17 protein-coding genes and 1 pseudogene are annotated in these 20,256 nt (G+C 69.1%); 8 read left to right on the forward strand and 10 right to left on the reverse strand.

The genetic code is table 11. The features are described from left to right. Positions 1-284 precede the first annotated feature (284 nt). Positions 285-1,856 (forward strand): ABC transporter substrate-binding protein, encoded by a 1,572-nt coding sequence (locus FV242_RS26065; protein WP_147940951.1) that lies wholly within the window; start codon positions 285-287, stop codon positions 1,854-1,856. Positions 1,857-1,865: 9 nt separating this feature from the next. On the opposite strand, the gene FV242_RS26070 is transcribed toward FV242_RS26065, so the two are convergent. The 3 genes from FV242_RS26070 to FV242_RS26080 all read right to left on the reverse strand — a co-directional run bounded on the left by FV242_RS26070 (position 1,866) and on the right by FV242_RS26080 (position 4,873). After that, positions 1,866-3,041, reverse strand: coding sequence for an HPP family protein (locus FV242_RS26070; RefSeq protein ID WP_147909968.1), 1,176 nt, complete (start codon positions 3,039-3,041; stop codon positions 1,866-1,868). Positions 3,042-3,121: 80 nt separating this feature from the next. Beyond that, positions 3,122-4,372: a formyl-CoA transferase gene (frc, locus tag FV242_RS26075; RefSeq protein WP_147909969.1), complete on the reverse strand. Its 1,251-nt coding sequence runs from the start codon at positions 4,370-4,372 to the stop codon at positions 3,122-3,124. Between the two features lie 57 nt (positions 4,373-4,429). Next, a complete protein-coding gene (locus tag FV242_RS26080; protein WP_147940958.1) occupies positions 4,430-4,873 on the reverse strand; it encodes a PAS domain S-box protein in 444 nt (147 codons plus the stop codon). A 542-nt stretch (positions 4,874-5,415) separates the two neighbouring features. On the opposite strand from FV242_RS26080, the gene FV242_RS26085 reads away from it, so the two are divergent. Beyond that, on the forward strand, positions 5,416-6,069 hold the full coding sequence (locus FV242_RS26085) for an ABC transporter ATP-binding protein (protein ID WP_147940952.1): 654 nt from the start codon (positions 5,416-5,418) through the stop codon (positions 6,067-6,069). Between the two features lie 130 nt (positions 6,070-6,199). Then, positions 6,200-7,441, forward strand: coding sequence for a capsule biosynthesis protein (locus tag FV242_RS26090; RefSeq protein ID WP_147909970.1), 1,242 nt, complete (start codon positions 6,200-6,202; stop codon positions 7,439-7,441). A gap of 42 nt (positions 7,442-7,483) precedes the next feature. Here FV242_RS26090 and FV242_RS26095 read toward each other — a convergent pair whose 3' ends face one another. Next, positions 7,484-8,065 (reverse strand): hypothetical protein, encoded by a 582-nt coding sequence (locus tag FV242_RS26095; protein ID WP_147940953.1) that lies wholly within the window; start codon positions 8,063-8,065, stop codon positions 7,484-7,486. 227 nt (positions 8,066-8,292) lie between these two features. On the opposite strand from FV242_RS26095, the gene flhA reads away from it, so the two are divergent. Continuing rightward, positions 8,293-10,455 carry a flagellar biosynthesis protein FlhA gene (gene flhA / locus FV242_RS26100; protein WP_147909972.1) on the forward strand — a complete coding sequence of 721 codons (2,163 nt, stop codon included), beginning with the start codon at positions 8,293-8,295 and terminating at the stop codon, positions 10,453-10,455. 319 nt (positions 10,456-10,774) lie between these two features. Here the strand turns inward: flhA and FV242_RS26105 are convergent, their stop codons facing one another. The 3 genes from FV242_RS26105 to fliI form a co-directional block, all read right to left on the reverse strand. Then, on the reverse strand, positions 10,775-11,836 hold the full coding sequence (locus FV242_RS26105; protein ID WP_147909973.1) for a lysylphosphatidylglycerol synthase domain-containing protein: 1,062 nt from the start codon (positions 11,834-11,836) through the stop codon (positions 10,775-10,777). 197 nt (positions 11,837-12,033) lie between these two features. Next, positions 12,034-12,441, reverse strand: coding sequence for a flagellar export protein FliJ (gene fliJ / locus FV242_RS26110; protein WP_007566480.1), 408 nt, complete (start codon positions 12,439-12,441; stop codon positions 12,034-12,036). A gap of 149 nt (positions 12,442-12,590) precedes the next feature. Next, positions 12,591-13,943, reverse strand: a complete 1,353-nt coding sequence (fliI, locus tag FV242_RS26115; protein WP_147940954.1) for a flagellar protein export ATPase FliI — start codon at positions 13,941-13,943, stop codon at positions 12,591-12,593. A 419-nt stretch (positions 13,944-14,362) separates the two neighbouring features. Here fliI and ctrA point away from each other — a divergent pair, with 419 nt between their 5' ends. Next, positions 14,363-15,064, forward strand: a complete 702-nt coding sequence (ctrA, locus tag FV242_RS26120) for a response regulator transcription factor CtrA (protein ID WP_147857559.1) — start codon at positions 14,363-14,365, stop codon at positions 15,062-15,064. 72 nt (positions 15,065-15,136) lie between these two features. On the opposite strand, the gene FV242_RS26125 is transcribed toward ctrA, so the two are convergent. Together FV242_RS26125 and cysS are read right to left on the reverse strand one after the other, a co-directional pair. Continuing rightward, on the reverse strand, positions 15,137-15,889 hold the full coding sequence (locus FV242_RS26125) for a trypsin-like serine protease (protein WP_147940955.1): 753 nt from the start codon (positions 15,887-15,889) through the stop codon (positions 15,137-15,139). Positions 15,890-16,187: 298 nt separating this feature from the next. After that, entirely contained in the window at positions 16,188-17,573 is a 1,386-nt protein-coding gene (cysS, locus tag FV242_RS26130; protein ID WP_147940956.1) for a cysteine--tRNA ligase, read from the reverse strand. Positions 17,574-17,882: 309 nt separating this feature from the next. On the opposite strand from cysS, the gene FV242_RS26135 reads away from it, so the two are divergent. Continuing rightward, positions 17,883-18,230 (forward strand): hypothetical protein, encoded by a 348-nt coding sequence (locus FV242_RS26135; RefSeq protein ID WP_147909977.1) that lies wholly within the window; start codon positions 17,883-17,885, stop codon positions 18,228-18,230. A gap of 22 nt (positions 18,231-18,252) precedes the next feature. On the opposite strand, the gene FV242_RS26140 is transcribed toward FV242_RS26135, so the two are convergent. Further along, on the reverse strand, positions 18,253-18,768 hold the full coding sequence (locus FV242_RS26140; protein WP_187193393.1) for a CreA family protein: 516 nt from the start codon (positions 18,766-18,768) through the stop codon (positions 18,253-18,255). Between the two features lie 157 nt (positions 18,769-18,925). Here FV242_RS26140 and FV242_RS26145 point away from each other — a divergent pair, with 157 nt between their 5' ends. Together FV242_RS26145 and FV242_RS26150 are read left to right on the forward strand one after the other, a co-directional pair. Next, positions 18,926-19,981 carry a DUF2865 domain-containing protein gene (locus tag FV242_RS26145; protein ID WP_147940957.1) on the forward strand — a complete coding sequence of 352 codons (1,056 nt, stop codon included), beginning with the start codon at positions 18,926-18,928 and terminating at the stop codon, positions 19,979-19,981. A 77-nt stretch (positions 19,982-20,058) separates the two neighbouring features. Next, positions 20,059-20,256: pseudogene (locus tag FV242_RS26150) on the forward strand (flagellar motor protein MotB); the annotation flags it as partial.

Genomic DNA, 20,256 nt, shown 5'->3' on the forward strand with positions numbered 1-20,256 from the left:
GGGTGGGCCGGCCGTCAGGCCGGGTCGGGAGAGGGGCAGCGCGACGGTGCAGGGTGTGGCACCCGTCGCACCTTGTCCGGAAGCGGCGCTCCCCTCTCCCGACCCGCTTCGCGGGCCACCCTCCCCCACAGAGGGGGGAGGGGTATGCAAGTGGGCCGGGCCATAGCGCTCATCTGTCGGCAAAGTAATGCTTTTAGCCTGCACATGAGAAACGACCGCCCGCCCCTCCCCATGGCCCGCCTCGTGCTAAGCTTCGGCGATATTCACCTCAAAGGTGCGCCGACATGCTGACCAGACGATCCTTCGTGGCCCTCTCGGGCGCGGCGCTCGCCGCCCCGGCGCTGGCGCAAGGCACGGCCTCCCGGGTTCTCAAGTTCATCCCGCAGGCCGACCTGACGGTGCTCGACCCGATCTGGACGACGGCCTACGTGACCCGCAACCACGGGCTCGCGGTGTTCGACACGCTGTACGGGACCGATGCCAGCTACGCCGCGCAACCGCAGATGGTCGCCGGCCACGTCGTCGAGGACGACGGCAAGCTGTGGCGGCTGACGCTGCGGCCGGGGCTGATCTTCCACGACGGCACGCCGGTCCTGGCCCGCGATTGCGTCGCCAGCATCGGCCGCTGGGCCAAGCGCGACCCGATGGGCCAGACGCTCATGGCCTACACGGACGAGCTCTCGGCCACCGACGACCGCACCATCCAGTTCCGGTTGAAGAAGCCCTTCCCGCTCCTGCCCGACGCGCTCGGCAAGGTCGGCTCGCCGATCTGCGCCATCATGCCGGAGCGGCTCGCCAAGACGGACGCGTTCACGCAGGTGACCGAGATGGTCGGCAGCGGCCCGTTCCGGTTCAAGGCGGACGAGCGGATGGTCGGCGCCCGCGTCGTCTACGAGCGCTTCGACAAATACGTCCCCCGCGACGGCGGCGAGCCGCAATGGACCTCGGGTCCCAAGCGCGCGTTCCTCGACCGGGTCGAGTGGCATGTGATCCCCGATCAGGCCACCGCCGCCTCGGCCCTGCAGACCGGCGAGATGGATTGGTGGGAGCAGCCGCCCGCCGACCTCGTGCCGACCTTGGGCAGCCTGAAGACCTCGATCAAGGACCCGACCGGTCTGATCGGCTGCCTGCGCATGAACCAGCTGCTGCCGCCGTTCGACAACCCGGCGATCCGGCAGGTGCTGCTCAAGGTGGTCGACCAGGCCGACTTCATGCAGGCGGTGACCGGCGACGACCCGAAGCTGAGGCACGTCCCGACCGGCTTCTTCTGTCCCGGTCTGCCGATGGCGAGCGAGGCCGGCCTCGACGTGCTGACCGGCAAGCGCGACTTCGACGCCGCCAAGAAGGCGCTCGCGGCGGCCGGCTACAAGGGCGAGAAGGTGGTGCTGATGGGCGCCTCCGACTTCCCGAGCCTGAAGGCGCTGGCCGACGTGGCGGCCGACATGCTGACCCGCGCCGGGTTCAACGTCGATTATCAGGTCATGGATTGGGGCTCGGTGGTCCAGCGGCGGGCCAAGCGCGACCCGATCGCCCAGGGCGGCTGGAGCGTCTTCTGCACCTTCTGGGCCGGGCTCGACCAGGCCAACCCGGCCGTCAGCGCCTTCCTGCGCGGGACCGGGGTCGATGCGCCGGTGGGCTGGCCGACCAGCGCGAAGCTCGAGACGCTCCGCCAGGACTGGCTCGACGCCCCCGATACCGCCGCGCGCAAGACGCTGGCGGACGCCCTGCAAAAGCAGGCCTTCGCGGACGTGCCCTACCTGCCGCTCGGGCAGTACTTCAACCAGACCTCGTACAAGCCTTCGGTGACCGGGGTGCTCGACGGCGTGCCGGTATTCTGGAACGTCAAGAAGGGCTGAGCGGGCGGGTCAGGCCGGGACGGCGTCCACGGGCCTGCTGGCCCGGGCCGGATCGCCGGCCCCGGCATCGGCCATGAGCGCCGGGATCAGGTCCGTCTGCGACACGATCCCGACGAGCCGGCCATCCGGATCGACCACCGGCAGATGGTGCAGGGCCGCCTCCGCCATCCGCAGCACCAGATCGGTGAGCGGCGTGTCCGGCGTCACGGGCTCGACCGCGGTCATGATGTCGGCGGCGCAGCCATGGGGCGCGCGCCCGCGCTCCACGGTCAGCCGCAGACGGCGGCCGAGGCCGAGCCGCGGGCCGCTCCGGTCCCAGGCGGCCTTGTCGAGCAGGTCGGTCTGCGTGACGATCCCCAGTACCCGGGCGCGCTCGTCCGTGACCGGCAGGGCCTTGATCCGGTGGCGGCGCAGCAGCCGCAAGGCCTCCGCCAGGGAATCGTGGGGCGCGAGCCCGATCACGTCCCGGGACATGATGGCCGCGCAGGTGGTCTGCCCCGGGCGGCGCCCGTAGACGCGCATCTGCACCCGCCGCAGGATCTGCTCCAGGTCACTGCGGTCGACGTCGAGCAGCTGGTCGAAATCCTCCAGCGCCGCATCGAGGTCCGAGGCCAGGAAGCCGAGGCGGGAGGATGGGGCCGGGTCGTCGGTGCGCGGGCCGGCCGGGCGCAGGTGGGGATAGGCGCGGCCGGTGAGATTGTTGAACAGCAGGGCCGTGGCCAGCAGCAGCAGCGAGTTGACCGCCACCGGCCAGAGCACGAAGCCGTAGCCGAGCTCCCGGATCGCCGGGCCGCCCAGCACCGCCGTGAGGGCGACGGCGCCGCTCGGCGGGTGCAGGCAGCGCAGGGCCATCATCAGGGCGATCGCCAGCCCGATGGCGACGGACGCAGCCACGAACGGGTCCGGCACCCACAAAGCCGCCGTGACGCCGACCAGGGCAGCCACGAAATTTCCACCGAGGATCGACCAGGGCTGTGCCAGTGGGCTCGCCGGCACCGCGAAGAGCAGGACCGCCGAGGCGCCCATCGGGGCGATCAGCACGGGGGCGGCCGCGGGCCCGATCGCGGCACGGCAGACCAGGCCGGTGGCCAGGATCCCGAGCAGGGCGCCGGCGGCCGAGCGCAACCGCTCGCGCTGGCTGACGGGGGTCAGCTCCGGAAGGAGACGGCTGAGCAAGGATCGCATCGGGTCCGGATCTCGCACACGAGACGGGACGGCGCAGGGTACGCCGTCCCGCTTCAGGATTAGAGGTCGGGAGCCGCTTATCAGACCGCGCGGGCCTCGTGCATCGCCTGGATCTGCGTGGCGCTGTAGCCGAGGCCCGTGAGCACCTCGTCGGTGTGCTCACCGAGCAGCGGCGAGGCCTTCACCTCGACGGTCATGTCGGAGAACTTGATCGGGCTTCCGACGGTCAGGTACGAGCCGAGCTTGGGATGCGGCACCTCGACCACGGTGCCGCTCGCGCGCAGCGACTTGTCCTCGGCGATCTCCTTCATCGACAGCACCGGCGCGCAGGGGATGTCGTAGGTGCGCAGGATGTCCACCGCCTCGAACTTGGTCTTGTCGGCCAGCCATTCCTCGATGGTCTTGAAGATATCGAAGATCTTGTCCTGCCGGGCCCGCGGGGTGTTGTAGGCGGCGTCGGTGATCCACTCTTCCCGGCCGAGCACCTTGCAGATCGGCGCCCAGGCATGGCCCTGGATCGTGAAGTAGATGTAGGCGTTCGGGTCGGTCTCCCAGCCCTTGCACTTGAGCACCCAGCCGGGCTGGCCGCCGCCGCCGGCGTTGCCGCCGCGCGGGACCACGTCCGAGAACTCCCCGTGCGGGTATTGCGGGTATTCCTCGAGGTAGCCCAGCGCGTCGAGGCGCTGCTGGTCGCGCAGCTTCACCCGGCAGAGGTTGATGACCGAATCCTGCATCGACACGGCGACCTTCTGGCCGGTGCCGGTCTTGTTCTTCTGGTGGAGCGCCGTGAGGATGCCGATCGCGAGGTGCATGCCGGTGTTGGAATCACCGAGCGCTGCGGCGCTGACGGTGGGCGGCCCGTCCCAGAAGCCGGTGGTCGAGGCGGCGCCGCCGGCGCATTGGGCGACGTTCTCGTAGACCTTCAGGTCCTCGTAATGGTGCCCGTCGGAGAAGCCCTTCACGGAGGCCAGGATCATCCCGGGATTGAGCTCCTGGATGCGGGCCCAGGAGAAGCCCATCCGGTCGAGCGCTCCGGGACCGAAATTCTCGACCATCACGTCGGAATCCTGGATCAGCTTCTCCAGGACTTCCTTGCCGGCCTGGGTCTTGGTGTCGAGCGTCAGCGAGCGCTTGTTGGAGTTCAGCATCGTGAAGTAGAGCGCGTCGGCATCCTCGACGTGCCTCAGCTGCGTGCGGGTCACGTCGCCGGAGCCCGGCCGCTCCACCTTGATCACGTCCGCGCCGAACCACGCCAGCAGCTGCGTGCAGGCGGGACCGGCCTGGACGTGGGTGAAGTCGATGATCTTGATCCCATCCAACGGCTTGCTCATCTGGCGTTCTCCCATGCACGGTGAGGTTTGCGGTCTTCGGACGGTCCCGTTTGGTATTCAGGATCCGTTCGGAAGGGCTTCGAGTTCGGCCACCCGCTGGCGCAGGCGCTTCTCCTCGGCCCAGCGCTCGGTCTCGTCGCGGATCACCGCAACGATCCCGGTCACCTGGTCCGACGCGTCCCGGATCATCCCGACCGTGAAGGCGATGGAGAGCTGGTGGCCGTCCTTGTGGATTGCCGGCACCCGGAGGGTCTCCGCTCCGTAGCGGGTGATTCCGGTCCGCATCGTCTTGGCGTAGCCGTCCCAATGACGGCGCCGGTGCCGCTCGGGCGTGATCAGGTCGAGAGTCTGCCCCAGGGCATCCGCGGCGGTGAAGCCGAAGATCCGCTCGGCGGCGGGGTTCCAGACCGTGATCGCGCCCTCCGGATCCGCCACCACCACGGCATCGCCGATGGCCGCAGCGAAGCCCGCGAGATCGTCCGCGGGCTGACGGTCGAGCACGGTCTCAGCGCCGGCCACGGACAGTCCGACCCCCGCGCTGCCGATGTTCGACGGTCGAGATGCTGTGTTGGTCGGAACGAACGAAGCTCGGGTCCGGCATTGCGGTCTCCCTGCGGATACGGCGCTAAAGTTCCGGATGGTCCGGAGACCCTAGCCGCGTCTCGCTATGCGTCTTGGCATCTGGTATGCCAGATACCGAGCAACGTCAACCGCAAGGGTTCAATTTGGCATTTTGTTGCAGATCAATCGTATCGCCCGCTGGGAGCACGGTGGCTCGCAACGGAGGGCCGATCCGCCCGCGTCGTCATCCCGAGGGAAGCCGGGCGCCCCGGCGATCAGCCAAGCCTTGAAACCCGTGGGCTGTCCCAGGTCGCCATGCTGCGCTCGGGATCACGGTGAAGCCGGGGCCCTCATCCGGCTCCCCTACGGGCGCGGTCGGCCCGGCGCCCGGTCTTCTCAGATTCGCCGCTTTCCGGGGGCAGGAGCCGGTCAGCCAGACAGCACGGGCCGGCGTTTCGGCATCCCGCCCTGGAGACCACTCGGTGATCCGTTTCGAGAAAGTCAGCAAGGTCTACCGCACCGACGGCCACAAGCGGACGATCCTGGAGCAGGTGTCGTTCACCCTGAAGCCCGGCATCTCCTACGGCATCCTCGGCATCAACGGCGCCGGCAAGTCGACCACGATGCGGCTGATCGCCGGGACCGAGGATCCGACCCGCGGAAAGATCCATCGCGGCCTGCGGATCTCGTGGCCGCTGGGTTTCGCCGGCGGCTTCCATCCCAAGATGACCGGCCGCGACAACGTCATGTTCGTCGCCCGGATCTACGGCGAGGATCCGCGCCGGGTGCTCGACTTCGTCGAGGATTTCTCGGAGCTCGGCAGCTACCTCGACGTGCCGATCTACACCTACTCGTCCGGCATGGGCGCCCGGCTCGCCTTCGGCATGAGCATGGCGATTCCGTTCGACTGCTACCTGATCGACGAGATCACCTCGGTCGGCGACGCGCGCTTCTCCAAGCGCTGCGACGAGGTGTTCTCGCAGCGGCGCAAGAACGCCGACATCATCATGGTCTCGCACTCGATGGAGACGATCCGCCAATGGTGCACGCAGGGCCTCGTCCTGCTCAACGGGCGGGCGATCATCTACGAGGACGTCAACGACGCCATCGAGGTCTATCGGCGCCTCAACGCGTGATCGACCCGACCGGGGAAGACATGCTTTTGCCGCCTCTTCATGAGAGAGGCGTGAGACACGAGCGTTTCGGCGCGGTCGAGGGCCCGGCGACGGGCGGACCGTGGGGGCCGTGGAGGCCAGGGATCACGTCATGAACATGGAGATCCGGAAAGCCGAGGGGCAGCCGGTCACCACTGCGGACCGGCAGCAGGCGATCACCGAATCGTTGCGCCAGATCGCCCGCATGTCGCGGTTCGTGGACCGCAAGAAGGGCATCCGGTCCTACCAGAGCCACGTCAAGAACGACCCCTGGATCCCGATCCTGTTCGTGGTCTGCTTCGTGCTGCCGGCCCTGGCCGGAGCGCTGTATTTCGGCCTGATCGCCTCGGATCGCTACGTGAGCGAGGCGCGGTTCGCGATCCGCCCGGCGCTCGGCACGGCCGACAAGGCGACGCCGGATTCGGTCGGCACCTCGTCGGGCGTCTCGAATCAGATGGTCGCCCAGGACACGCTGATCACCTACGAGTACATCCTCAGCCGGCCGATGCTGGAGATCATCGAGTCGAAGCTGCCGATCCGCGAGTGGTTCAGCCGCGACAGCATCGACTACTTCTCCCGCTTCGATCCCGATAAGCCGATCGAGAAGTTCCTCCGCTACTGGAAGCGCCGGGTCGGCATCGAAGTCGAATCCGGATCCGGCATCATGTCGCTCCAGGTCGAGGCCTTCGACCCGAGCGAGTCCCTCGCCATCGCCCAGGCGGTGATGAAGGAGGCCGAGCGGATGGTGAACGACCTCAGCGTCAAGTCCCGCGAGGACGCCGTCGCGGAGAGCACGCGCGAGTTGAAGCTCGCCGAGGAACGCATGACCAAGATCCGCCTGGCGATGCGCGACCTGCGCAATCGCGAAGGCGTGCTGGACGCGCAGAAGTCCAACGAGGCCAACCTCAAGGTCGTGTCCGAGCTGCGGGCGGCCCGCATCAACCTGGCGGTCCAGCTCGCCATTGGCCAGCGCGACCTCGGCCCGGAATCGCGCCGGATCATCGACATCAAGCAGCAGATCAAGGATCTCGACGAGAACATCGCCAAGATCGAGCGGCAATCGGCCAGCCAGGACCCTGAGCAGAAGCGCCTTCTGTCGGACGCGCTGACCCGGTTCGAGGGGCTCGAGAACGACCGCAAGAACGCCGAGAAGTACTACCAGCAGGTGCTGACCGCCCACGAGCGGGCCCGCATCGTCGCCGCCAGGCAGATCGAGTTCTTCAGCCCGATCGTCGAGCCGGTGAAGGCGCAATCCTCGGTCGAGCCGCGGCGGATGTTGATGATCAGCCTCGTCACCGCGGGCGCCGCCGTCCTGTTCGCGGCCTCGATGTTCGCCCGCAAGATGATGGCCTGAGGACGGGCGCCCGGTTCGGCATGGATCGGGCGCGTCGCGCGCTCAGGCGCTTGAGGCGGCCTTGGCGGACGCGTCGCCGGTCCAACCTTGGGCCCGCCAGCCTTCGGCGCGCTCGTCGAGGTCGATCGAGCCGCCGCGATCGAGGATCGCCATCACCCGGTCGGCCTGGTGATCTTCGGCCTGCACCGTCACGAGGGTTCCGCCGCGGCGCACGCCTTCGGCATAGGTCTGGGCCTCGTCCTCGCTGAGGCCGGCGCCCGTGAGCCCACCGATCAGCCCGCCCGCGGCGGCGCCGACCCCGGCTCCCGCGGCGGCCGCCACCAGCCAGCCCGCCGCGACCACCGGCCCGAGTCCGGGGATCGCCAGCAGCCCGAGCCCCGCCAGCAGCCCGGCGCCCCCGCCCAGGACCGTCCCGACGGTGGCGCCGGTCCCGGCCGCATCCACCGGGTCGACCACGTCGAGCTGGGGTTCGCCGAAGGGCTCGTCCCGGGGCACGGCCGGCTCGGCGCGGTTCGCCAGGATGCTGATGGCGCTATGCGGGATCCCCGCAGCCTCGAGCTGTTCGACCACGGTGGTGGCGGTATCGTACTCGTCGAACAGGGCGGTGAGGACGCGGGCGGCCATGGACGTTCTCTCGATCGGCGGGCTGCCGCCCGGTTTCGTGACGCGGCAGCGGGCATCCCACCCGACCGCCGGGACGATCTGATCGCCCCCCGATCAAGTGGCGAACGCAGTGCGGGTTCCCGCCTGGGCCTGGGGGTTTCTTAACGGCGCGCTAACCATCCGCTCGGCAGATCTTGCCGGGTGCGCTCCCGGGATTCCCCGCGGGCACGCGGGATGGATCGAGCACGATGGCGGAGTCGGCGAGCGCGCCGGTCAAGGGCGGGTCTTTCGGCGGGGCTGCATCGTCGGTCCTGAGCCAACTCGCGCTGCCCACCCGCGGCGACCTCCACGCGCTGTCCAAGCGCTCGGACCTCATGTTCGCCACCGGCGTCATGGGCATCCTGGCGGTGCTGATCTTCCCGTTGCCGGCGGTACTGCTCGACCTGCTGCTGGCGGTCTCGATCATCACCTCCGTGCTGATCATGATGACCGGCCTGTCGATCGACAACCCGCTGGAATTCACCGTCTTCCCGACGCTGCTGCTGATCGCCACGATGCTGCGGCTGGCGCTGAACCTCGCCTCGACCCGCCTGATCCTGGGCCACGGCCACGAAGGGACGGCGGCGGCCGGCCACGTCATCGAGGCGTTCGGCAACTTCGTGATGGGCGGCAACTTCGTCATCGGGATCATCGTGTTCGCGATCCTGATCATCGTGAACTTCGTGGTCATCACGAAGGGCTCGGGGCGCATCGCCGAGGTCGCGGCGCGCTTTACCCTCGACGCGATGCCCGGCAAGCAGATGGCGATCGACGCCGACCTCTCGGCCGGCCTGATCGACGAGAAGGTGGCCAAGGCCCGCCGCTCCGCCCTCGAAGAGGAATCGTCGTTCTTCGGTGCCATGGACGGCGCCTCGAAATTCGTGCGCGGCGACGCGGTGGCGGCCCTGCTGATCACGTTCATCAACGTGGTCGGCGGCATCGTCATCGGCGTGGCGCAGCAGGGTATGAGCTTCGGCGACGCAGCCAAGAGCTACACCCTGCTCACCATCGGCGACGGGCTGGCCAGCCAGGTCCCGGCCCTGATCGTCTCGACCGCGGCCGGCATCCTGGTGTCGAAGGCGGGCGTGAAAGGGTCGGCCGACAAGGCGCTGGGCAAGCAGCTCGCGCATTACCCCAAGGCGTTGGGCATGTCGGCGGCCGTCATGTTCCTGATCGCGCTCCTGCCCGGCATGCCGATGCTGCCGTTCCTGCTGCTCGGCGGCGGGGCGGGCTACGCCGCGTGGCGCACCAACAAGACCGCCAACGAGGCCCCGCCGCTTGACGCGGAGGGCGTCCCGATGGACGCCAAGGCCGTCGCGGCCGCGGCCACTGCCAAGGAGGAGACCGTCACCGACCTCCTGAAGCTCGACGACCTGAAGCTCGAGATGGGCTACGCGCTGCTCGCCCTGGTCAACGGCGAAGGCCAGGACCGGCTCACGGATCAGATCAAGGCCCTGCGCCGCCAGCTCGCGGCGGAACTCGGCTTCGTGATGCCCTCGGTCCGCATCCTCGACAACGTCCAGCTCGATGCCAACTCCTACGTGGTGCGGGTCAAGGAGATTGAGGCCGGCACCGGCCGGATCTTCCCGGGCCAGTTCATGGCAATGGACCCGATGGGCGGCCAGGTTCAGCTGCCCGGCCAGCACATGCTGGAGCCCACCTTCGGCCTGCCGGCGACCTGGATCGATGCGTCCCTGCGCGATCAGGCGCAGCTCAAGGGCTACACGGTGGTGGACGCCGCCACCGTGGTCTCGACCCACCTCACCGAATTGATCAAGGCGCACGTCTCCGAGCTGCTCAACCACGTCGAGGTTTCGAAGCTGCTGCGCGAGCTACCGAAAGAGCACGCCGAGCTGCTCAAGGAGATCATGCCCTCGCAGATCTCGACCACCGGCGTGCAGCGGGTGCTGCAGTTCCTGCTCTCCGAGCGCGTGTCGATCCGCGACCTCGGGGCGATCGTGGAGGGCATCGCGGAGGTGGCCGGCGCGGTGAAGAACCCGCGCGACGTGGTCGAACATGTCCGCGCCCGGCTCGGCCGGCAGATCTGCGCCCAGTACCAGGACCAGAACGGCACCCTGCCGATCATCACCCTGTCGCCCGCCTGGGAGCAGGCCTTCATGGAATCGATCGTGGGCGAGCGCGAGGAGCGCTACCTGGCGATGCAGCCCTCGAAGCTCAGCGAGTTCGTCACCGCGGTCCGCGACCGCTTCGAGGCCGCGGCCCGCCAGGGCGAGATGCCGGTGCTGGTGACCTCGGCACAATCCCGGCCGTTCGTGCGCTCGATCATCGAGCGCTTCCGGCGGGAGACCCCGGTGATGAGCCAGGCCGAGATCCACCCGCGGGCGCGGCTGCGCACCGTGGGCTCGATCTGAGGGGGCGGCGTCGATGGCCTGCTCAAGGCAGGCTCAACGTGCATGACTCGTCGCTCAAGGGGTTTGGAGTTGGGCTAACGACGCGGCGCCCACCTTGTCATCCCGGGGCCGCGAAGCGGAGCCCGGGATCCATAATCGTCGACGGATCAAGACCTTGCACGGCCGGCGCCTCTGGATTCCGGGCTCGCCTCCGGCGCCCCGGAATGACACGGTGGCTTATCCGGCAGGCGTTGCCTCATTGGCTCAGGACATCACCCGAGCCCCCGCGAAACGTCCACGGCAGACGTTCTGCCGCGCCAGCCCAACCAGCTTCTCCGCCTCAGACCGCCTTCTGCTTCAGCTCGCGCTCCAGCTCGTGCGCGTCGAGCCCGGGCACGACCACTGGGGGCTCCGGCACGGTCGAAGGCACCGCGGTCGGCGAGCCGATGGCGGCGGCGAGGCGGGAGCGCTCGAAGAGCACCACGACGATCACCGAGATCAGCGCCGGGATCCAGAAGTAGAAGATCCGGAAGATGATCACCGCCGCGATGATCGCGTCCTTCTGGGCGTCGTCGGTGATGTGCATCGCGGTGATGAACACGATCTCGAACACGCCGAGGCCGCCGGGGGCATGCGAGGCGAGCGCTACCGAGAACGAGGCCAGGAAGATCGCGAGCACCGGGATGAAGCCGGGGTTCATCGCATCCGGCAACGCGAAGTAGATGATGCCGGCCGCGCCCAGAAGCTCCAGCGGCGCCGCCAGGAGCTGGCGGGCCATAATGCCGGGCCGGGGATATTCCAGCTTGAACGAGCGGATGTGCAACGGCCGCATGTGCAGGATCGAGCCGAGCACGTACAGGGCCACGAAGCCCAGCATGCCGAAGCCGACCACCAGGGCGGTCTTGGGGTCGGTGAGGAAGCCGGGGAGCCTGCCCTCGAGGCGCGTCAGCAGGTGAGGATCCACCACCAGGGTGAAGCCGCCGAGCAGGATCGTGCCGAGGAAGAAGGTGAAGGAGCACAGGGCCACCAGCACGGCGACCTGCGCGGCCGAGAGGCCCTTGGCCGTGTAGGCCCGGTAGCGCACCAGGGCGCCGGAAAACACCGAGGCGCCGATGTTATGCGAGAGCGCGTAGGTGGTAAAGGAGCAGAGGGACACGAACAACCACGAGATGTGGTTGACGCCGAGGTGCAGCAACGCGATCCGGTCGTACCAGGCGAGCGCGGCGTAAGCCACGAGGGTCGAGAGCGCTGCGAGCAGGATCCGGTGCGGCGGGATCGCCAGGATTGCGGACCAGATCGCCGCCAGCGACGTCGTCTTCAACTCTTGATAGAGGAAGTAGCCCGATATCACGACCGCTGCGAGGCCGATCAACGGCCAGATGAAATCGCTGAGCTTCTTCATGTACACCGACGCCCCGGGGAGAGCCCCTGATGCGCCGCCATGCAACGCGCCGCAAGCGGATCGAGGCCATCCCGATTTCCCTTGTCAGGTGATCGTGACGGTTTCGTGCCGCGTTGCCGGCACATCACACGCAGACCCTGCGGTCGAGCCGCCGAAGAGGATGCAACGCGTGGGTGCGCGAGCAGCCGGCGAGCGCGTCAGCCCCGGGCGCGGTTGAGCCCGATCCCGTCCATGGCGGCCTGGTCCCGGATCGCCTCCGCGGCGCGCTCGGCAGTCCGCTCGCGGTCGTTCAGGATCTCGACCTTCTTGAGTTCCTCGAACGCCTCTCCGAGCTCGGCCTTGGCCTCGGCCAGCTGGCCTTCGAGCGCCTGAGCGGACTGGCGCATGTTGTCCCGGCGGCCGGCGGCGGCGCGGGCGTAGGTCGGGTAGGCGAAATGCCCGACATCGGTGATACCGGCGCGCGCTTCCTCGACGGCGACCTCGCGGTCGAGTTCCACCGCCATGCGCTGGAAGTCCGCCATCATCATCTCGATCTGGGTCACACGCCGGCGCTTCTCGTCAACCTGGAAGCGGCGCAGCCGGATCAGCGTGTCACGCGATTTCATTGGGACGCTCACTCCACGCAACGCTCAGGGCCGCGCCAAGGACCATGCCCGGCCCGTGCCCCAAACAGGATCGCGAACGCGAACCTGCTCAGACCCTAGTTCCGCATCATCGAATACACCCAAGCGGTTACCGCTTCGCTGCATGATGCCTAGGCTATGCCGACGATCTGGCTAAGCCGTGCGTAACCATCGCCGATGGACGTTGCTTCTTCCTTACCCTGCCCCAGAAAAGCCTCAAGCTGAGGCATGAGCGCCACGGCCTCGTCGACCTCCTGGGACGAGCCCGCCCGGTAGGCGCCCAGGCGGATCAGCTCCTCCATGTCGGCGTAGGTGGAGAGCACCCGACGGGCCCGGCGCACCACCGGCAGGTAGGCCGGATCGCAGGAACGCGGCATGGTGCGGGAGACCGAGCGCAGCACGTTGATCGCCGGATAGCGCCCGCGCTCGGCGATGGCCCGTTCCATGACGATGTGCCCGTCCAGGATGCCGCGGACCGCATCCGCCACCGGCTCGTTGTGGTCGTCGCCCTCGACGAGCACGGTGAACAGCGCCGAGATCGTGCCGAGGCCGACCCCGGGTCCCGCACGCTCCAGCAGGCGCGGCAGCTCGGAGAAGACGGTCGGGGTGTAGCCCTTGGCCGTGGGCGGCTCGCCCGCCGCGAGGCCGATGTCGCGCTGGGCCATGGCGAAGCGCGTGATCGAATCGATCATGCACAGCACCTTCGCGCCCTGGTCGCGGAAGTGCTCGGCCACCGAAAGGGTCACGTAGGCGGCGTTGCGGCGCATGAGCGCCGGCTCGTCGGAGGTCGCCACCACCACCACCGAGCGGGCGAGGCCGGCGGCGCCGAGATCGTCCTGCAGGAACTCCTGCACCTCGCGGCCGCGCTCGCCCACGAGGCCGATCACCGCCACGTCGGCGGCGGTGTAGCGGGCGAGCATCGACAGCAGCACCGACTTGCCGACGCCGGAGCCGGCGAAGATGCCCATCCGCTGGCCGGCGCACATGGTCAGGAAGGTGTTGATGCACCGGACCCCGAGATCCAGCGGGCCGCCGACCCGGGTGCGGGCATGGGCAGGGGGCGGGTCGGCGCGCAGGGAGTAGACATCCGGCCCCTGCGGCAGGGGTCCGAGCCCGTCCACGGGTCGGCCGAGGGCGTCGACCACCCGGCCGAGCCAGGCGCCGCAGGGCCGGATGGCTCCGGCCGATTCGTCGCGCACGTAGGCGGGGCAGCCCCGGCGGACGCCCTCCAGGGACCCGAACGGCATCGCCAGCGCTCGGTCACCCTGGAAACCGATGATCTCGCACGGCACCAGCCCGAGGCCGTTGGCGCCCTCCACGTCGATCCGGCCGCCGAGCCGCATGGCCGCCACCGGGCCGGCGACCTCGACCAGGAGGCCGCGGATCGCCACGACCCGGCCGAACGTCTCTAGCACCTCGACGCGGTCGAGGGCCGCCTGGGCCGCGGCGAGACTGGTAACGGACCTTGCCGGATCCTGTGTCATCGGCGTGGCTCTCAACGCTTCGTTTACCGGCCTCCTTAACACTGCGGTCATCGGGCTCGTAGCGGCTCGGTCCGGGCTCCGGCGCCAGCCGGACTTCACGAAGTCGTGCGTCTGTGGCCGCAGGGTCACAGCCGGGACCGATTCGTTACGGGGGAGACACTTACGTCCAAGCGCGTGGGCGGACCGGTCGCAATCGGAGCGGAATCGCGGCCCCGGGCGGGGGTGGAGGGACCTGGTTCCTCCCGCCAAGCTCGGGGCTCGATGAACGAGACGCTTGCGGGTGGGAATCAGGTTTTGTTAACGATTAATCCATAGCGTTCCACGTCAAGAGCGACGGAGCGCCCGTCCACAGGCCGGTGGCGGGTGTCGGTGGGGACGTGTCTGCGCGCTGATGCGGCCGGCAGGGCTGGGGACCGACGATGCGGGTACTTCTGATCGAGGACGATAGCGCGACAGCGCAGAGCATCGAGTTGATGCTCAAGTCCGAGAACTTCAACACCTATACGACCGACCTTGGCGAAGAAGGCATAGACCTCGGCAAGCTCTACGATTACGACATCATCCTCCTCGACTTGAACCTGCCCGACATGTCGGGCTACGAGGTGCTGCGAAACCTGCGCGTGGCGAAGGTGAAGACGCCGATCCTGATCCTCTCCGGCATGGCCGGGATCGAGGACAAGGTGAAGGGTCTGGGCTTCGGGGCCGACGACTACCTCACCAAGCCGTTCCACAAGGACGAGCTGGTCGCCCGCATCCACGCCATCGTGCGCCGGTCGAAGGGCCACGCCCAGTCGGTGATCACCACCGCCGACCTGATCGTGAACCTCGACCAGAAGACCGTCGAGGTCGGCGGCGCCCGGGTGCACCTCACCGGCAAGGAGTACCAGATGCTGGAACTCCTCTCGCTGCGGAAGGGCACGACGCTCACCAAGGAGATGTTCCTCAATCATCTCTACGGTGGCATGGACGAGCCCGAGCTGAAGATCATCGACGTCTTCATCTGCAAGCTGCGCAAGAAGCTCGCCAACGCCAGCCAGGGCAAGAACTACATCGAGACCGTCTGGGGCCGCGGCTACGTGCTGCGCGAGCCGATGGACGCCGAGGAGCGCATGGCGGTCTGATCCTCCCGGATCACCGCCACGTTCGAAAAACCCCGTGCGGCTCGGCCGCGCGGGGTTTTCGCTTTTTGGGGCCTACCGGACCCCGGTCGCGGAGAAGACCTGGGCGGCCGGCGCCACCACGACGTAGCCGCCGCACGGCGCGGTCCGGGTGATCACAGCGCTGGCGACACCCCAGACATAGGTCCCGCCGCGATCCTGCGCGACGACCGGGCCGCCGGAATCGCCGAAGCAGATCCGGGCGCCGTTCGCCCGGGCGATGGTCAGGCCGGTGTTGCTGGCCGCGACCGGCGTCAGGGTCGCGGTGCGCAGGCGCCCGACACCCCGCCCGGACAGGCCGGCCCCCGCGATCCGCAGGCTCTTGGGCACGCGCCGGGGATCGGCCGCGAGCGGCACCGGGCGCCGGTCGCGCACCGGCTCGGTCAGGCGCAGGACCGCGAGGTCGAGGGACAGGTCGGCGAGGCTCACGTCGGGCGCCGCGTTCGGCAGCATCTCACCGGGATCGGGGCTGTAGCGGGCCGCGACCCGGGCGCCGTAGACCGGACGCGCCGGCTCGGTGCCGCGGAAGAACACCACGAGGGCGCCGAGCGGATCGCCGTTCACGCAATGCGCCGCGGTGAGCACGAGGTCCGGGGCGATCAGGATCCCGGTGCAGCGCGTGAGCCTCAGCGCCTCCTCGGGCTGGGTGATGGTGCCGATGGCGACGGTGGCCTGCGCCAGCGCATCCCGTCCCGCCGGCGCCCCGCCGTCGATGGCGTCGGCCGGCCCGGCGAGGCCGAGCCCGACCGCCAATGCGAGACCCGCTCCGATAATCCTGAATGCCGTCACGCGCGACCCTTCTGCCCCCAGCCCCACAACCACAGATGCGCGAACACGCAATCGGTGCAAGCGGGCGAGAGGACGCGGCCAAGGTCATCGCGTCACTGGCTTTTTCAGCGACCGATCGCGATGCCTCGAACGGGCCCTGCCGCCAGGATGACCGCCGGCGACGCTTTCAATCGCCCCGTCGTTCCGGGGCGCCGCAGGCGAGCCCTGGATGACGGGGTGAAGGCTTGAACCTCAGGGCGCCTGCCAAACCGCGGAAATCATTCGATGCTCGGACGCGGCTCCCCCAAGGACGCGGCGGTCAGCGCGCCACGGTCCAGGTGCTTGTGCCGTCCTTGTTGTCCTTCACGGACACCCCCATCGCGGCGAGGGCGTCCCGGGCGCGGTCGGAGGCGGGCCAGTCCTTGGCGGCCCGGGCTGCCTTGCGCTGAGCGATCAGCGCCTCGACGGCGGGTACGTCGACCCCGGACGCCGCGACCTGATCGTGCTCGCGGGCGCTGCGGGTGCGGGCGAGCAGACCGAACAGGTGCGCGCCGGCCCGCAGGGCGGCTGCGTCTTCGGTCAGTCCGTGCAGCGCGTTGATCGCCGCCGGGGTGTTGAGGTCGTCGCAGAGCGCCTCGACCACCGTGCCCGGGGCGGTCTCGGCGGCCAGGGCATCCCCGGCCGCGTTGTACCAGCGGTCGAGCACGCGGCTCGATTCCTCGAGCCCGCGCAGGGTCCAGTCGATCGGCTGCCGGTAGTGCGTCCTGAGCATGGTCAGGCGCACGACCTCGCCCGGCCAGTCGTTCAGCACGTCGCGGATGGTGATGAAGTTGCCCAGCGATTTGGACATCTTCTCCCCCTCCACCTGCAGGAAGCCGTTGTGCAGCCAGACATTGGCCATCACGGGCGTCCCGAAGCAGCAGCGGGACTGCGCCACCTCGTTCTCGTGGTGGGGGAAGATCAAGTCGATGCCGCCCGCATGGATGTCGAAGGTTTTGCCGAGGTGCTTGGCCGACATCGCGGAGCACTCGATGTGCCAGCCGGGCCGACCGGGCTCGGCGATGCCGGCGGGTGACGGCCAGGACGGCTCGCCGGGCTTCGACGGCTTCCACAGCACGAAGTCGAGGGGCGAGCGCTTGTAGGGCGCGACCTCGACCCGGGCGCCGGCCTCCATCTCGTCGAGGGGCCGCTTCGAGAGACGGCCGTACTCGGGCATGGCGGGGACGTCGAACAGCACGTGCCCCTCCGCCACGTAGGCGTGCCCTCCGGCCACCAGCGCGTCGATCATCGTGCGCATCTCGGCGATGTGATCGGTGGCGCGGGGCTCGATGAAGCGGGGCGGCGCGCCCGGAGCGTTCACATCCTCGGGCCCGAGGACGCCGAGGTCGCCGATATCCCGGTGGAACTGCGCGAGCGTGCCATCGGTGAGTTCACGGATGGTGATGCCGCGCTCGGCCGCGCGGGCGTTGATCTTGTCGTCCACGTCCGTGACGTTGCGCGCATAGGTGACGTGGCCCGGCCCGTAGAGGTGGCGCAGCAAGCGGAACAGCAGGTCGAAGACGATGATCGGGCGCGCGTTGCCGATATGGGCCGCGTCGTAGACGGTCGGGCCGCAGGCATACATCCGCACATGGGCGGGATCGATCGGCGCGAACGCCTCCTTGGCACCGCTGAGCGTGTTGTAGAGCCGCAACATCGGCGCCATGAAACTCATCCCCTTCCGGCGCCGCGGCCGAATCCCGGCGCCGCGCCGTCGCCGGAAAACCGGCCCTGCCTTCAACGACCTGCGGGCCCTGCGACGCGAAGAACGGCCGAACCGTGACGGCTCGGGTCCCGCCGCGGCGGTTCGCTGTTGCAATGCGGCGACGGTGCCGCCCGCCCGATGGGGCTAACGCAAAAGCGTGAGGAATTCGAGATGGTCCGCGCAAGCGGCGGGTAAGCCTTCCTTAACCGCGCCGTCGGACCGTCCGGACCAAGGTCCTCAAACCCAAGATCCTGTGCCCAAGGACGATCCATGCGACGCACGGCCGTTGGTACCTTCGTCATCGCTGCCGCCCTGGCCACGGCCGGCCTGGCGCAGGGCGCGTTCGCCGGCAGCGACGGCGAGACGCCCGCCAAGGTGCCGGCCCATGTCGAGAAGACCTTCCTGATCCCGTCGAGCGACGGCTACGGCGTCGGCGATTGCCTGACGACCCCCGGCAGCGAGTGCGGCCAGGTGGTCGCCAACGCGTGGTGCGAAGCGCAGGGCTATGCCGCCGCCAACACGTTCGGGATCGCGGCCGCCGACGAATATACCGGCGCCATCGAGCAGCCGATCTCGACGCCGACCGAGCGCCCGATCCGCATCACCTGCCGAGACTGAACGGCGCCCCGGCAGGCCGTCGTCAGCCTTTGACGAACTCCGAGCATTTCGGCGCGGGCTCCGTGCCCCAGGGCGCCAGCGGCACCGCCGAGGTCGAGTTCTTCGGCGAACCCTGCACGACCTTGTCGGAATAGACCATGTAGATCAGCGTGTTGCGCTGGGCATCACAGCCGCGCACGATCTGCATCGACTTGAAGATCAGCGAACGCCGCTCGCTGAACACGACCTCGCCCTGGCTCAGCTTGCCCTTGAAGGCGATCGGCCCGGTCTGGCGGCAGGCCAGCGAGATGTCGGAGACGTCCTCGGCGAGGCCGAGCGTCCCCTTGATGCCGCCCTTCTCCGGCTGCGTGTACCAGCAGGCGACCCCCGACACGGCCGGGTCGTCGATGCCGTAGACCACGAGCTTGTCGTTGGGCGTCAGCGGCCGCCAGACCGTGGATTTGGAGAAGATCCGGTCCGGTTCCTGAGCCGAGGCCGGCCCCGCCGCGGAGAGGCCGAGGGCAACCAACCCAACATAGGTGAGACTCCGAAACCACATCACGGATCAATTCCCTGCCCAAGCTTGCCACCCGGATGTAGGAGGGCTGTCGTCGCCTGACGAGGGGGCGTACAGTCAAGCTGCTTCGGTCCCGAGGCCGGGGCAGACAGCGCCCAACCGAGGGGACCACGGCATTCCCGATCACGCGATGCAGCCGATGCTTGACCGCCCGATCGTCCGTTCGCTCGGCCGCCTCATCTTGAGCGCGGCGCTGGCATGCGGATTGTCCCTCAGCCTCGACACAGCCCGGGCGCAGGATGCGCAGGCCGGTCCGCCCGCATTCAGCGAGCCGCGGCCCGGCGCACCGCAGCTGCCGTCGCCCGCCTGCCGGCGCTACCGGGCCGAGCTCGCCTCCGTCCAGACCGGTGCCAGCACGACCCGGGCGCTCAACGACGAGATCGGGCGGCTGGAAGCCTATTTCCGCGGGCTGAACTGCGAGGGCGGCAAGTTCCTGTTCTTCGACACGCGCCCGCCCCAGTGCGGCGCCGTCGAGCAGCGCATCCGCGCGCTCAAGGCCACCTATGGCGGCGCGGTGTTCGACGACAGCGGCGCCCGCAAGCGCGAGCTGCAGGGCCTGGTCGCCGCCAACTGTCCGGCCCGGGAAACCTATGCGGCCAGCGGAGAGAGCTACGCCAAGGGCGGCCCGCAGATGGTCTGCGTGCGCACCTGCGACGGCGGCTTCTTCCCGATGCGCAACCTGCCCGAGGGGCGCGGCGGCGCGGACGAGATGTGCCAGGCGCTCTGCCCCGGCACCGAGGCGCAGGCCTACTCCATGCCGTACGGCGACGAGGCGCTGAAGCACGCCGCCTCGGTGAAGGGCAGCCGCGCCTATGCGAGCCTCGCCAACGCGTTCAAGTTCCGCAAGGAATTCGTCCCGAACTGCTCCTGCAAACCTCAGAACCAGACCTGGGCGCAATCCCTCGTGAAGGCCGAGAGCATGCTGGTGCGGCACAAGGGCGACATCTTCGTCACGCCCATGCAGGCCGAGGCCCTGTCGCGTCCCAAAGTGCGCCTGACCCTGGTCGGCCGGGCCGACCGGACAGCGGCCGAACTCGCCGCCGACGCGGCCGGCCGGGCCGGGGTCGAAATGGGCGCCGGGGCGGCGGGCGGCAAGGCCGCCGCGGCTCAGCCGAGTGTCGCCAAGCCCGACCACGTGGCGGTGCGGATCATCGCCCCGGACATGATCGCGGTGCCCCAGCGCCTCACGCCCTGACGGAGTCTTGAGCGGTCGGGGCGGAACCATACGCCGCGCATCGGGTTCGGGTCGGCTCGATCCGATACGAGGTTCCGATGCGGCTGCTGCGACTGATTCTCCTCACCGGCACGGTGCTCCCGGACCTGACCCTGACGCAGCCCGCGGGCGCATCCCCGAGCCCGATGCTCCTGGCCCAAGGTGGCCCAGCCGAGCGCGGCCCGGACGAGCGCGGCCCGCGCGGCGGCGGCGAGCCGCCTCATGGCGGTCCGCGGCCCGAGCGTCCGCCGCAGGAG

Source organism: Methylobacterium sp. WL64, from assembly GCF_008039945.1.
Taxonomy (GTDB): Bacteria; Pseudomonadota; Alphaproteobacteria; order Rhizobiales; family Beijerinckiaceae; genus Methylobacterium.

Bases quoted from the DNA above. Each gene is read 5' to 3' on its own strand.
- FV242_RS26135 (WP_147909977.1), top strand. From the start codon at position 17,883: ATGCGACGCACGGCCGTTGGTACCTTCGTCATCGCTGCCGCCCTGGCC.
- FV242_RS26105 (WP_147909973.1), bottom strand. From the start codon at position 11,836: ATGAAGAAGCTCAGCGATTTCATCTGGCCGTTGATCGGCCTCGCAGCG.
- cysS (WP_147940956.1), bottom strand. From the start codon at position 17,573: ATGGCGCCGATGTTGCGGCTCTACAACACGCTCAGCGGTGCCAAGGAG.
- FV242_RS26090 (WP_147909970.1), top strand. From the start codon at position 6,200: ATGAACATGGAGATCCGGAAAGCCGAGGGGCAGCCGGTCACCACTGCG.
- FV242_RS26140 (WP_187193393.1), bottom strand. From the start codon at position 18,768: ATGTGGTTTCGGAGTCTCACCTATGTTGGGTTGGTTGCCCTCGGCCTC.
- FV242_RS26145 (WP_147940957.1), top strand. From the start codon at position 18,926: ATGCTTGACCGCCCGATCGTCCGTTCGCTCGGCCGCCTCATCTTGAGC.
- FV242_RS26065 (WP_147940951.1), top strand. From the start codon at position 285: ATGCTGACCAGACGATCCTTCGTGGCCCTCTCGGGCGCGGCGCTCGCC.
- FV242_RS26095 (WP_147940953.1), bottom strand. From the start codon at position 8,065: ATGGCCGCCCGCGTCCTCACCGCCCTGTTCGACGAGTACGATACCGCC.
- flhA (WP_147909972.1), top strand. From the start codon at position 8,293: ATGGCGGAGTCGGCGAGCGCGCCGGTCAAGGGCGGGTCTTTCGGCGGG.
- fliJ (WP_007566480.1), bottom strand. From the start codon at position 12,441: ATGAAATCGCGTGACACGCTGATCCGGCTGCGCCGCTTCCAGGTTGAC.
- fliI (WP_147940954.1), bottom strand. From the start codon at position 13,943: ATGACACAGGATCCGGCAAGGTCCGTTACCAGTCTCGCCGCGGCCCAG.
- frc (WP_147909969.1), bottom strand. From the start codon at position 4,372: ATGAGCAAGCCGTTGGATGGGATCAAGATCATCGACTTCACCCACGTC.
- FV242_RS26070 (WP_147909968.1), bottom strand. From the start codon at position 3,041: ATGCGATCCTTGCTCAGCCGTCTCCTTCCGGAGCTGACCCCCGTCAGC.
- ctrA (WP_147857559.1), top strand. From the start codon at position 14,363: ATGCGGGTACTTCTGATCGAGGACGATAGCGCGACAGCGCAGAGCATC.